The sequence below is a fragment of the Erwinia sp. 009765445 genome (assembly GCF_058137865.1).
In genome coordinates this window covers 96,390-109,186 of the sequence record NZ_JBYUWC010000015.1, presented here as the reverse complement: position 1 = coordinate 109,186, position 12,797 = coordinate 96,390, and the positions used below count along the sequence as shown (strand labels likewise).

Annotated in this window: 13 protein-coding genes; 5 read left to right on the top strand and 8 right to left on the bottom strand. The window is 54.6% G+C overall.

The genetic code is table 11. The annotated features are described in order from the left end of the window. Positions 1 to 92: 92 nt before the first annotated feature. Positions 93 to 620: a CPBP family intramembrane glutamic endopeptidase gene (locus AC3Y5R_RS17090; RefSeq protein ID WP_489922309.1), complete on the bottom strand. Its 528-nt coding sequence runs from the start codon at positions 618 to 620 to the stop codon at positions 93 to 95. A gap of 353 nt (positions 621 to 973) precedes the next feature. Here AC3Y5R_RS17090 and AC3Y5R_RS17085 point away from each other — a divergent pair, with 353 nt between their 5' ends. Continuing rightward, positions 974 to 3,571, top strand: a complete 2,598-nt coding sequence (locus tag AC3Y5R_RS17085) for a bifunctional diguanylate cyclase/phosphodiesterase (protein ID WP_489922308.1) — start codon at positions 974 to 976, stop codon at positions 3,569 to 3,571. 39 nt (positions 3,572 to 3,610) lie between these two features. Here the strand turns inward: AC3Y5R_RS17085 and AC3Y5R_RS17080 are convergent, their stop codons facing one another. Then, the gene (locus AC3Y5R_RS17080) at positions 3,611 to 3,853 is read right to left on the bottom strand and encodes an HVO_A0114 family putative DNA-binding protein (protein ID WP_489922307.1); all 243 of its coding nucleotides are present in this window, start codon (positions 3,851 to 3,853) and stop codon (positions 3,611 to 3,613) included. A 590-nt stretch (positions 3,854 to 4,443) separates the two neighbouring features. Between AC3Y5R_RS17080 and AC3Y5R_RS17075 the strand changes: the two genes are divergently transcribed. Beyond that, positions 4,444 to 4,740: an I78 family peptidase inhibitor gene (locus tag AC3Y5R_RS17075; protein ID WP_489922306.1), complete on the top strand. Its 297-nt coding sequence runs from the start codon at positions 4,444 to 4,446 to the stop codon at positions 4,738 to 4,740. 173 nt (positions 4,741 to 4,913) lie between these two features. On the opposite strand, the gene AC3Y5R_RS17070 is transcribed toward AC3Y5R_RS17075, so the two are convergent. Genes AC3Y5R_RS17070 through AC3Y5R_RS17055 form a run of 4 tightly spaced genes read right to left on the bottom strand, consistent with a single transcriptional unit; the run spans position 4,914 to position 8,564 of the window. Further along, positions 4,914 to 5,426, bottom strand: coding sequence for a protein disulfide oxidoreductase (locus AC3Y5R_RS17070; protein WP_489922343.1), 513 nt, complete (start codon positions 5,424 to 5,426; stop codon positions 4,914 to 4,916). After that, positions 5,416 to 6,141, bottom strand: a complete 726-nt coding sequence (locus AC3Y5R_RS17065) for a DsbA family protein (protein WP_489922305.1) — start codon at positions 6,139 to 6,141, stop codon at positions 5,416 to 5,418. Before AC3Y5R_RS17065 ends, AC3Y5R_RS17070 begins: the two co-directional genes overlap by 11 nt. Beyond that, complete coding sequence (locus AC3Y5R_RS17060) at positions 6,138 to 8,171, bottom strand: protein-disulfide reductase DsbD family protein (RefSeq protein ID WP_489922304.1); 2,034 nt, start codon at positions 8,169 to 8,171, stop codon at positions 6,138 to 6,140. The genes AC3Y5R_RS17065 and AC3Y5R_RS17060 overlap by 4 nt, the downstream gene beginning before the upstream one ends. 48 nt (positions 8,172 to 8,219) lie before the next feature. Beyond that, positions 8,220 to 8,564: a hypothetical protein gene (locus tag AC3Y5R_RS17055; RefSeq protein WP_489922303.1), complete on the bottom strand. Its 345-nt coding sequence runs from the start codon at positions 8,562 to 8,564 to the stop codon at positions 8,220 to 8,222. Positions 8,565 to 8,877: 313 nt separating this feature from the next. Between AC3Y5R_RS17055 and AC3Y5R_RS17050 the strand changes: the two genes are divergently transcribed. Continuing rightward, on the top strand, positions 8,878 to 9,417 hold the full coding sequence (locus AC3Y5R_RS17050) for a GNAT family N-acetyltransferase (RefSeq protein WP_489922302.1): 540 nt from the start codon (positions 8,878 to 8,880) through the stop codon (positions 9,415 to 9,417). A 5-nt stretch (positions 9,418 to 9,422) separates the two neighbouring features. On the opposite strand, the gene AC3Y5R_RS17045 is transcribed toward AC3Y5R_RS17050, so the two are convergent. Next, on the bottom strand, positions 9,423 to 9,671 hold the full coding sequence (locus AC3Y5R_RS17045; protein ID WP_489922301.1) for a biofilm development regulator YmgB/AriR family protein: 249 nt from the start codon (positions 9,669 to 9,671) through the stop codon (positions 9,423 to 9,425). Positions 9,672 to 9,876: 205 nt separating this feature from the next. Next, positions 9,877 to 10,551 (bottom strand): MarC family NAAT transporter, encoded by a 675-nt coding sequence (locus AC3Y5R_RS17040; RefSeq protein ID WP_489922300.1) that lies wholly within the window; start codon positions 10,549 to 10,551, stop codon positions 9,877 to 9,879. A 443-nt stretch (positions 10,552 to 10,994) separates the two neighbouring features. Between AC3Y5R_RS17040 and cspE the strand changes: the two genes are divergently transcribed. Both cspE and AC3Y5R_RS17030 read left to right on the top strand, forming a co-directional pair. Beyond that, entirely contained in the window at positions 10,995 to 11,207 is a 213-nt protein-coding gene (gene cspE / locus AC3Y5R_RS17035; protein WP_013200976.1) for a transcription antiterminator/RNA stability regulator CspE, read from the top strand. A 367-nt stretch (positions 11,208 to 11,574) separates the two neighbouring features. After that, positions 11,575 to 12,789, top strand: a complete 1,215-nt coding sequence (locus AC3Y5R_RS17030) for a multidrug efflux MFS transporter (protein ID WP_489922299.1) — start codon at positions 11,575 to 11,577, stop codon at positions 12,787 to 12,789. The last annotated feature ends 8 nt before the right edge of the window (positions 12,790 to 12,797 follow it).

The window sequence follows — 12,797 nt, the reverse complement described above, 5'->3', positions numbered from 1 at the left end:
CCAGATAAATAGTAGATTATCCGCTATCGTTATGCTTAACGGTTATAAAGAAAAGACATTAGTTATAAAAGCTTAACGTCGGTGAGGGATTTTTACGGTTGCAGCGTCATCCATAGCCAGGGCGCAACGCCGATAAAATTATTCAGCATATGCAGAAAGATTGGCAGCTTGAGGCCAGAAGAATTCAGCCTGGCATAACACAGCAGCAGGGAGAGGGCGATCAGCGCCAGCAGGGTTTGCAGGTGCGCATACTGAGTGTGCATCGCGGCAAAGATAATCGAGGTCAGCAGCGCACACGCCAGCCGTTGTTTTGGTGCCCATGTCAGCAGGGCCTGCATTACAAATCCGCGAAAAATAATCTCTTCAAATATCGGTGCTAAAAGCACTACCGCCAGTGCAAAAGCGATCGTCCGGGGAACGGATTGATCATCCCCCAGCTGGGAGCCGGTCCAGCTCTCCTGCTGCATATAAAAAGATTGTGAAACAATCAGCGCCAGCAGCAGCAGGCTATAGATCACTGTCTGGCGCTGTTTCAGCTGGCCTGACGGAATATTGTCATAGTGGCGGGAGTACCAGCGCCAGAGCGGCACCAGTACGGCAAACTCAACGACGCAAAGCACCGGCATCACCAGGCCATTTTCAGCTAAAGCGCCAAAAACCCGGCATGACACCAACCAGCAGAGTGATGCTGTACCACACCAGGCACATTCCCAGGCACAACAGGGTGCAGGTCACTTTATCTGACTCGTTGTTCATCAGCAGGCTCCGGGGCGGGGAAGGGCGGATGTTAACAAGCGCTGCGGGAGCTGTCGAGACGCGCGAATAACTTGACGGCTGGCCTAAATTGTTCAGCTTCCAGGCCGATAGTGCTTTAACGAGCGCGTCTGCAGGAGCAGAGGACCTGCGATTTTATCATAAAGGCTTATTACGAACCGGGAAGGTTTGTCAGCCCGTGGGATAAGGTCCGTAGTACATGAAGATTGCCCCCCTGCTTAGTCATCCGGCGCTTACCGATGGCCAGAAAACGACATTTTTTACCCGACGCCTGCTGATGTCGCTGACTTTGCTACTCAGTGGAGTAATGCTGTTCGCCATGCTGATGGTGGTGGGTATCGCCTGGCGGCAGAACGAGAACTCACTCCGGCAGGAAACTTTTTTACTACACAACGCCTGGAAGGAAAGCCGGCATAATATCCTGACCGATATCCGTGATTATGCTTTCTGGGGTGAGGCCTGGAACCACCTTCATCTGAGGGTTGATCCCGTCTGGGCTTACGATCAGCAAAACTTCGGACCGGGTTTATACAGCGAATATCATTATGAAGGCGTGTTTGTGGTTGATGGCGAAGGGCGTACCCGCTATTCGGTGATCAACGGTAAAATGTCGGATCTGCCGCTGGAAAGCTGGCTGGGCATTCATGCTGCACCGCTGATCAAGCGGGCCCGTGAGCTGGCAGTGGAGGAGAATGCCATCACGCAAAATGCCCTGATTGGTTCAACTCCGGCGATTGTTGCGGCTGCACCGATCACCACCGGAAAAGTGCCGGGGTTACAAATGATCCCGGGGCCGCCGTCGGTGATGGTGTTCATTAATCGTTTCACGCCAGAAAAGCTGAAGAAGTTCGGCATGTCGGTCGGGGTGGAGAACGCCCGTATTCCTGACAGTGCGCAGGACAGCTTTGTGCCGCCTTTCCTCAATGAGGAAGTGGCGGATAATGCACCGGTAGCTATCCGTTGGGATTCTGCCGAACCCGGGCGAAATTTGCTGATGTATCTGCTGCCGGTATTGTTCGCCGCAGCGATCATTCTTGGCTCCATGGTTCGCCGGGTGATCAATCACGCAATGCATAACGCCACGCTTTCTGACCAGCGTTTTACGCAGCTGATGCACAGTCAGCGGGAGCTGGCCGCCAGCGAGGCGCGTTTCCGTGACGTGGCGGAAACCTCATCTGACTGGATCTGGGAAACCAATGCTCATGGCATGATCACCTATCTGTCGAAGCGTTTTTGTACGGTGACCGGCTATGAGGGGCCGAAGCTGCTGGGGCGCTCGATCGATGATGTTCTGCACAATGAAACCCAGCCTGTATCCGCCTGGATTTTTCAGCAGCGCCAGGATAACCAGCGGCGAACGCTGCGCTGTCACTCTTTCTCAGCGCAGGGGGAAACCCGTATTTGCAGCCTGGTGGCTAATCCGGTGGAATTGAATGGCCAGTTGACGGGGTATCGCGGCACGGTGTCTGACATAACGCAGGAGGTGGAGGCGCAGGCCCGCATCCACTACCTGTCGCAGCATGATGCGCTGACCAGTTTGCCAAACCGGACGTATATGTGTGAGTTTTTGCGCGGCAGACTGCAGGCACAACCAACTGCTGAGCGGCCATTAGTGCTGATCAGTCTGGATCTGGACCACTTCAAACCGGTTAACGATACCTGGGGCCATGCGGCGGGAGACAGCTTGCTGACCGAGGTTGCTCACCGTTTGCGCAGCGTTCTGAAAGCGGGCGACCTGGTTTCGCGGCAGGGCGGCGATGAATTTATCCTGATTGTCGGGGATATGAGCTGCGAAGCTGAAATCAACGACTGCTGCCGGGCTTTGCTCAGCGAGATTTGCCGGCCCTTTCATCTGGGACAGCAGGAAGTCTTTATTGGGGCCAGCATGGGTATTGCGCTGGCACCGAAGGATGCGATGCAGGCAGATGAGCTGTTGCGGCTGGCCGATATCGCGCTGTACAGGTCGAAGCAAAAAGGACGCAATCGCTGGACCTGGTACAGCCCGGAGATGGCGGAGCAACTGGTACACAAGCGCGAGATGGAGCGCAACCTGCGCAAAGCTATCGGCGGCAACGAGCTGCGGTTGTTCTATCAGCCGCGCTACGACCTGAAAGAGGCACGGCTGGAAGGGGCGGAAGCGCTAATCCGTTGGGAGCATCCTGCCACCGGGATGATCATGCCGGACAGCTTTATTCCTCTGGCGGAGGAGACCGGCCAGATTATTGAAATCAGCGACTGGGTGCTGCAACGGGCCTGCACCGATGCGCTGAGCTGGCCGGAGCCAATGTATGTCTCAGTGAATATCTCGCCGGTGGAATTCCGCAGCGGCAATCTTGCAAACCGCGTGGCCAGAGCACTGACCAACAGTGGGCTGGATGCCCGGCGGCTTGAGCTGGAGATCACCGAGAATATCACCCTGGAAAATCCGCAGAATGCGCTGGAGATTATGCTGGCGCTGAAAAAATTGGGGGTCCGGTTAACGGTGGATGACTTCGGCGCGGGCCACGCTTCGCTGGGCTACCTGAAGACCTTCCCGTTCGATGGCATGAAGATGGACCGATCCTATATGAACGGTTTCCCGCATTCGGCACAGGCAACGTCGATAGTGGAGGGCATTATCGGCCTGGGCAAAGCGTTCTCGCTGACCGTCACGGCCGAAGGCATTGAAACGCATGAGCAGTTGATTGAGCTGCAGGCTATCGCCTGTCAGGAAGGACAGGGGTATTACCTCGGTCGCCCAATGCCATTGGAGCGATTCCACCTGCTGCTGAAGGGCCCGGAACTGCTTCACTCCTGAGTGTTGAATAATAATAAAGCCCGCTGATGCGGGCTGATTTTATGCCACAGAAGGCTGTTCCCTGCCTGACAATTTTGCCAGTGCGGTTATGCTTTCCGGCTCTTCACTTTCCATCATCCGCAGCAGCGCAATATTGTCATTGTTCAGGATCTGCCCGAGAGCGGTCAGAGAAGAAAACCACACGTCTGGTTCTCCCTTTTCCGGGACATACACTCCCCTGATTAGAGCCATCACGCGCTCGCGAAACATGTTCTCCGGCATAATACCAATCAGTGCTTTCATATTTATTCCCTGCGATGTGATGTCACTAAATCAGAGCGTGGTCATGATTGTTTCGATTACCAAAAAAAAAGATCCATCAGCTCTTGTGCGTTAATGAAATGATATGGAATACCTTTATCGTTCACTTTTTGATGAACATGATCCCATATTCTGGCTCTTCCCCGGCACGGTCCCCGTCGATCTGACATGACGCTTGTGCGTGTTATCCATTCTATAAATCCGTTGAGTATGATTGTCGTGGAAAGTCAGTGAGTAGAAGACTGAGCAGCAATTCTGAGTGATGGTCCATCATCGCTACCTTTGCCTTATGACCAGGCATAATTCTGTGGTTGGGTGTTTTCAGGCACCTGTGGTGAGTATATTTATCACTGACCGTATGGCCACACAAAGGAAGAGAACCTGGTGATGGGAAGGGCGTAAATTTTGTTTTGTTGGATAAGCCCGCAAAATGAGATCTTTTACTTTTACGGGCTTTCACCACGACCAGAGTCATCGAATCCGCCCGTGTTCTTAATAAGGGGCATTTTTTCTTTAACGGACTGGATCTGGTAACCTTGGGTGGAAATTGCCGAAAATGCACAGGAGAGATCATGAAAATGAAAGGAACAATAGCGGTTGCTGCGGCTCTGTTTGCCCTGGCGGGCTGCCAGTCTGCTGCAACAAAAAATAGCACCACTGCACAGGGTGATCCGGAGATGGATCGCTGTGGTGCATCGGAATATCAGCAATATGTTGGCAAACCGCTTTCATCCATCGACGGGATCCGTTTTGAGCATCCAGCCAGAGCGGTGCCTTACAACTCGGCGGTGACGATGGATTTCAACCTCAACCGCCTGAATTTTATGGGTGATGCCCAGGGTAAAATCAGCCGTGTGTATTGTGGATAAACGCCTCCGCAGCTAAGCGGGGCAGCATACCGCTCCGAACTTAAAGCGCGGGGTACACGGGTCATAGATAAAGCGTCTCGCGCCATATACGGCGCGAGTCGAGCTGCCACGGATGGCGTTGTTTGCGTCTTTATGATTGGTCCGTGTACCCCGCGCAGGCACGGTTTTTGGGTTTAGCTATACCATTTCTTCACCCACCACAGGCGCAGCTGGATCCCCCACGAGCTGCTCCATCCGGTGGTGCTCTGGATCACTTTCCCTTTTGAGATAATCATCCAGGTCGGCGTGACGCTGACGTCCCAGCGTGCTGCCATCTCCCCGCGCGGATCGTTCACCACCGGCATGGTCAGATGCTTGCCGCGCAGGTAGCGGACCACGCTGATGTCATCCCCTGAGCGCAGGGCTACAGTCAGTACGTTCACTCCGTCGTCGCTAAGATCCAGCACCGTAGGGGTCGTGTGGCGGCAGATAGCACACCAGCGGGCCCAAAAATAGACCAGCAGGGGCTTCTTCGCGCTGAGCTCCGCCAGGGTGACATCTTTGCCATCGATGGTGTGCAGTATTTGATCGGCAAAACCTTCAGGAGCCTGCGGTGCCCGAAAAAAATCGGCTACCGAAAACACCCCAATCAACAACGCGACCATCAACAGCATATCCCGCAGCACGCGGCGGTACTTAGCCACGATCGGCCTGCTCCAGTTGGGCTTTCACCAGCGCTTCCAGCTGCTCGTAAGGGACGGCACCGGAAACCAGCTGATCCCCGATCAACGTGGCTGGAGTTCCGGAGACGGCCAGATGCTGTGCCAGCTGCAGGTTTATGTTCACCGTGTCGCTGCTGAGCTGATCAGGGTCGATAAACGTTGCACCAACTTTTTTCGCTGCGGCTTTGATACTGGCATCATCGTGATAGCCTTTTTTTGCCATCAGACGCTGATGGAGCAGCCAGAATTTAGCCGGATCCTGACGCCACAGCATCAGCGCCTGGCGGGCAGAAGTCAGGGAACTTTCAGACCGGTAGGGCAGAGGTTTAATCACCACCGCGACCTGAGGGTAATTTTTGACCAGCTTCTCCAGTTCAGGATCAAACTTCTTGCAGTAAACGCAGTTGTAATCGGTGAAATTCACCAGCGTGACCTTCGCGTCTTTCGCGCCAAGGCGTGGACTGTTGACATCATGGAACAGCGCCTGCTTATTCTGCTCAATCACCTGGCGGCGTATGTCTCCCTGCTCTTTCTGCGCCTGCTTATCGTAAGCATCCGCTGCCTCGGCAAGGATTGACGGGTTTTTCACCAGCGTTTCCTGGATCAGCTCTTTGATTCGGGCTTCCTGTTCCGGTGTGAAAGGGGCAGCAGCCAGTACGGGAGCGGAAACCACCAGCAGAGCAATCAGTAATTTTTTCATTCAGCACTTCCTTTTGCAGTCGTTAAAACAGTAAGGACTTCTTTGTGATCGAGCAACGGAGACAGCACGGTTCCCTGACTGTTCCCGGGGCCATACACCTGATTAAACGGCACGGCTACGCTGCCGCGACGCTGTAAAAATGCAGTGATGGTGGCGGAAGGACGGCTCCAGTCGCCGCGCAATGCCACCACGTCATCTGCCTGCAGCGCCTGCTGAACGTCAGAGCGCAGCAGGACATTGTATTTGTTGGCTTTGCAACTGATGCACCAGTCGGCGGTCACATCAACAAAGACCCGTTTATTACTGGTCAGCGCCTCTGAAATCGCCTGTTCGCTCAGTGGCTGCCAGCTGATCTTATCCTGTCGGGTTCCCTGTAAGCCTGTCGCGCTGAGGGAAGCCGCCAGCAAGATACCCCCGGCAAGCAAAGCACCGGAGCCTGCGCAAATCGCTGCGGTTTTTCTACCATGGATACGCCAGGCTGCGAACCACAGCAACAGTAATACCGCCCCCGTAAGCATCAATGTCAACGGTGTACCAAGGTGACTGGTCAGCAGGCTGAGCAGCCAGAGGGCCGACAGCAGCATCAGCGAGGCCATAGCCAGCCGCACTACGTTCATCCAGCGACCCGGTTCAGGCAGCTTCAGTGCCAGCGACGGTAAGAGGGCGATCAGCAGCCACGGCAGGCTCATTCCCAAGCCAAGGGCGATAAATATAATCCACAGTACCGATAAAGAAGCCGCCAGCGCAAAGGCTACCGCGGTGCCAAGGAAAGGCGCGGAGCAGGGAGTGGCCAGCAGAGTGGCGAACGCGCCCTGCAGGAAATGGCCGGTCAGTCCATTGCTGTTGTGCGTTGCCAGGCGAGTCGACAGCGAAGAAGGCAGGCGGAAATAATACAGGCCAAACAGGCTGGCGCTGAACAGCAGGGTGACCAGCGCCATAAAGGCGATAAACCACGGGTTCTGGAACTGAATTCCCCAGCCGAGCACATGATTGCTCAGCCTGAGTCCGGTCATCAGCACGGCCAGCGCCATAAACGAACTGATAATGCCCGCGCTGGACGCGACAAATTGCAGTCGGACGCTGCGTTTGTCGCGTTGCTCAACCTGGAGAATGGAGCCGAGCTTCATTCCCAGCACTGGCAGCACACAGGGCATCAGGTTGAGGATAAAGCCACCGGCCAGCGCCATCAGCATCACCTGCCACAGTGCAACCCCTTGTGTCACGGCGGCCAGTGGTGCACCAATCTCCAGTTCGCTCTGCTGCGCAAGACCGCGATCGGTCAGCACCAGCGAAACCTTCCCGCCCTGTAAATCAGGCGCATTTTCTCCCCACTGGTCGCTCACCGGAATAGTGGCCTGCAGGGTATCGCCCTGTACCGTTAAGGTAGGTTTGCCAAAGCTGGCGTCGCTGTGATCGTCCAGATATAGCTGTGGCTCGTTCCAGCCGGACTTGCGGGTAACGGTGATCTGCAACAATCCCGGCTGATAACCGGCGTGCAATGTCTCGCTCAACCCGGAAGGCAGAGGAACCTGGCCCATTGCCTGGGCGAAATCATGCGTGAACTGGTCGTCAGCAGGCGTGCTGAGATCCAGCTCAAAAGGATAGTCTGTCAGGATGCAGACATTGCTGCAGGTCGAGAGGGTCAGCGTACCGCTCAGCTTACCAGTAGGCAGATTTTTCAGCTCAATGGGTAGCGAAACCTGGTGGTGATAACCCTGAGTGCTCAGGCCGGCAACATCAAACCGTTGTGGTGCTGGCCAGAACCACTGCGCCTTGACGGATTCAGGCTGCCAGTGAATGACCGGTGCCACACCTCCTTCACCAGGCGAGCGCCAGTAAGTTTTCCAGCCGTCCTGCAGATGAATATCCAACAGGGCTTGTACCGGTTTTCCAGGAATGTTGTCTGCGCGGAGTCTGATCTGCGCGTGACCGTTTTGCGGGCTGGTCATCCAGCCGCTGTCGGCGGCCTGCAGGGCAGGCAGCCAGAGTAAGCCAGACAATAAAGCCAGCCTTCTGAAAAGACTTAACATTGTGTTCTCCATGAATCAGTAAGGTGCCGCAGGTGGGGGACCGGGGGCTTATTCACGGAAAACGCAGTGACAGAGGTGTATTCGCCTTTCAGGCGGAGCCTGCGATGGCCGCAAATACAAACGTGGCAGGCGCATCATTAACGGAGGGAAAATAAGGATCAGGATTGCCATCAGCAACAGAGCCATTTCGGTCACTTCAGGCGAAACGGATTGCAGGGACTTAAAGCTCAGATCGCAGGCTGAAGGGCCGTCAGCCACTTCGCTCGTCTGGGCGCTGATCGAGGGGTCAGCAGTAAACGCAGGCAGGCCCAGCCCGCGGATCCCGACGCAAATCAGGATGACCAGGCAGGCCACGCTTAAAAATCCGGTTGCGTATCGCCGCTGAAGAGTCATGCATTACCCTGTAGAAAGTTGCGCTTATGATAGCGGGATAATTTCACCGGGCAATCATTCTGCATGTAAACATTCGTAATATCAGGAAAAGGAATTTCAGCCTGTCACACAAGTGCAATGGGAACTCTGTACTTTAATGCAGTAACAAGAGTGACACCCCAGTCACTGCCACAGATATGCAATGCTCGTCTTGTTCCCGCCTCGTGCGGGCTTTTTTTGCCCGCCACAGGCCCCGCCCGGTAGTGGCAGAGTGCTGTAGCGTCCGCTAAGCTGAATTCTTAAATGTTATCCCGCCTTGCCCGAGGCCCGCTCAATGAAGCCAGATGTCAGCGTCACTTTTGCCACTCCCTCATTTCTGGACGAGGTTCGCAGGCTGGATTTCAGTTTTACCGTAAGCCAGGAACTTAAGCCGGAATTTGATCGGCCAGTCGGCGAGGGGGTCAGTGATGTTGAACCCTACGAGAAGCGCTATTTCAATCGGCCGCAGGACTTCTCTGGCTATATTGATAACCAGGATGCACAGCTGTTTGCTGCCCATGTTGATCGGCAGGCTGCCGGTTATTTAGCGATCAGCCGTCACTGGAATGGCCTGGCACTGGTGGAGGATATTGCGATTGGTAAAGCGTTTCGTCAGCAAGGGTGCGGACGTCAGCTGATGGACAAAGCGCAGGAGTGGGCGCGGGAAAAATCCCTGGGCGGTTTAACGCTGGAAACGCAGAGTAATAATGTTGCGGCCTGTCTTTTTTATCAACGTTACGGTTTTACGCTCAGTGGTATCGACCGCGATCTCTATCGCGCGCTTGATCCTCAGGCACATGAAACCGCACTGTTCTGGTATTTGTGGTTTGAATAAGCGGCTCAGGACTCTTTTTCATCCAGCAGTTGGGTCAGCAAATTGCGGTAGCCCTGCAACATCGCTTCATCCACTTCACCTTCCAGTTTTGAAATCACGCTGGCAAGGATCACCTTGCTGGTGGTCGGTCTGCCGCTGCGCATCAGTTCGGTGAGGATGGCGGCCAGCAGCTCGCTCTCCTTCGGCGCGTGAAAGGCCGGACTGTTAAAATAATCGGTAATGGCGCGGCCTGCGCCCGGTGCAGATTGTCTCATGGTAAACCTCCAGAAAAGCGCCACCGATCGCCCAGCGGCTAACCGATGAGATCAGGAAATAAATAGTTAAATTCGATCCGGTTCGCCAGAACGGCGAACCGCTACTTGGCCAGGAAAATAATCAGGCGGAGATTTAAATTACTCTAGAACGGAGCGGCAGGAAGTCCAGTAACAATCAGCAATATTTTTCATTTTGCTGACAGGATTATGATGAACCTGGCCAGGTGGTGATCACTTCTGATACGCCGTTAATGATAAATTGCACGCCCATGCACACCAGCAGGAAGCCCATCAGGCGCGAGATCGCTTCAATACCGCCTTTTCCTACCAGACGCATAATCGCGCCGGAACTGCGCAAAGAACCCCACAAGATCAGGCTGACGGCGAAAAAGGTCAGCACCGGCGCAACGGAGAGTACCCAGGGGGAGAACTCGCTGCTGTGCCGGATAGTGGAGGCGCCGCTGATGATCATGGCGATGGTGCCCGGGCCAGCCGTGCTGGGCATCGCCAGCGGCACAAAAGCGATGTTGACAGTCTGGCGTTCGCTCAGTTCATCCAGCTTGTGCCTCGCCTCCATCGAGTGTCCGGCCTGCTGCTGTGGAAAGAGCATACGAAAGCCGATAAAGGCAACGATCAGGCCACCCGCAATGCGTAAACCCGGAATGGAGATGCCAAAGGTGTCCATCACCGCATTACCGGCATAAAATGCCACGGTCATAATGATAAACACATACAGCGATGCCTGCATTGACTGGCGGTTGCGTTCGGCGTAGTTCATGTCGCCTGCCAGGCCGAGGAACAGCGCAACGGTGGTTAGCGGGTTTGCCAGCGGCAGCAGCACCAACAGACCCAGTCCGATGGCTTTAAAAAGTTCGAGCATGTTCCTTTCCTTGCTGAAAGAGTAGGGTAGCAGGGCGCCATAATGCCCGATCCTCCGGCGCTTTCGTAGTCTGGTGAAAGCTGACAGCAGCGGAGTTGATCTGCGTCGGTGAGGAAAATAAAGGTAAACTCTATTTTAATGGTCGGTTAAATATCATCTGACCTAAAATAATGTCAATTAATTAGTGTTATTTATCATGCTTTTATTGTTTATCCCGTTTTTTTTGGCCGATGGGGCTTGTGCTGCACTCTTCGTTATGAGTAAATGCACCGTCGGTTTTGAAACAGACAACGTATGCGAGCAATTTTATTAAAGCAGTTTTCAGTTAAAGCGTTATCCTCGATATCACTTCTTCCTGACTTCCTTCTTAAGTGCCTCATAAGTCCACCCTGTTGACAAACCCCGTGCCCATTGCGGCTTAATACTTATTGAAGGAAAGACAAATGTCTAACAAAATGACTGGTTTAGTAAAATGGTTTAACGCTGAGAAAGGTTTCGGCTTCATCTCCCCAACCGACGGCAGCAAAGACGTTTTCGTACACTTCTCTGCAATCCAGAACGGCGGCTTCAAAACGCTGGAAGAAGGTCAGAAAGTTGAGTTCTCAATCGAAAACGGCCAGAAAGGCCCGGCAGCTGCTAACGTAACTGCGCTGTAAGATTGCGAACCTTCACCGCTAACCGCTCAGGCAGTTAACGGCGAAAACGAAAAAACCCGCTATAAGCGGGTTTTTTTGTGCCTGCAATCCGGCCGTTTGTGCAGTATGCCCGCCAGACGCCAGACGCCAGACGCCAGACGCCAGACGCCAGACGCCAGACGCCAGACGCTCCGCGACATTTTCAGCAGGAAAGTCTGTAGCAGCGGCAGGAACAGCTACCTCATCCGTCAATTACCAGCCCGTCCTGGCCTGCCGGCAGCCAAAAACTTCAAAGTGATAGCTATCACCTTATTTGCCCCTCATTGCTAAAACGCTCTTGTTACACTTTACCCTCGAGCTTCTGCTATAAGGCTTTTTGTACAGCAAGATGGAATCCTGGAAGGTTAACCTCATCTCCGTCTGGTTTGGCTGCCTGTTTACCGGCCTTGCTATCAGCCAGATCATCCCCTTTCTGCCGCTTTACGTTGAGCAATTAGGCGTGACCGACCCCAGCGCGCTGACGCTCTGGTCCGGGTTAATCTTCAGCATCACTTTTATGGTTTCCGCCGTCGTCGCGCCGATGTGGGGCAGCCTTGCTGACCGTAAAGGACGCAAGCTGATGTTGCTGCGTGCTTCCCTGGGCATGGGTGTGGTGATCCTCCTGCAGGCCTTTGTCACCAACGTCTGGCAACTGCTGCTGTTACGGGCGCTGATGGGGCTGACCTCCGGCTATATCCCCAATGCCATGGCTCTGGTGGCGACCCAGGTACCCCGCGAAAGAAGTGGCTGGGCGCTGAGCATGGTGACCACTGCACAGATTTGCGGGGTGATTTTGGGGCCGCTGATGGGGGGCTTCCTGGCTGACTGGGTCGGGCTGCGGGCCGTTTTTCTGATCACCTCCGCGCTGCTATTGACCAGCTTCCTGATCACGCTGTTCCTGATCAAGGAGACCGGTTATCGCCCGGTGAAAAAAGAGGACAAGCTGAGCGGCAAAATGGTTTTCCGCTCGCTGTCGCATCCGGGGCTGATCGTCAGCCTGTTTATCACCACGCTGGTGATCCAGCTGTGTAATGGTTCCATCAGCCCGATCCTGACGCTGTTTGTTCGTCAGCTTGAGCCTGATGTGCAGAATATCGCCTTTGTCAGCGGTGTGGTCGCGGCAATTCCCGGCGTTTCGGCACTGTTTTCCGCGCCACGATTGGGGAAACTAGGCGATCGCATCGGTGCAGAACGCATCCTGTTCACTGCGTTGATCCTGACTATCCTGCTGTTTATTGCTATGTCCTGGGCGGGCAGTGCTTTCCAGCTTGGCGTGATGCGCTTCCTGCTCGGCTTTGCTGACGGGGCGATGATGCCTGCAGTGCAGACTCTGCTATTGCGCTACTCCAGCGACCAGATCACCGGGCGGATTTTTGGCTACAACCAGTCGTTTATGTACCTCGGTAACGTGGTGGGGCCGCTGATTGGTTCAGGGGTTTCCGCGATTGGAGGCTTCCGCTGGGTGTTTGCCGCCACGGCGGTCGTGGTGCTGGCGAATACCCTTCAGCTGATCCTGGTTTATCGCCGGGGGAAAGAGGAGCGGGTTGTGAATAAAGTGGCCTGAGTGGCACT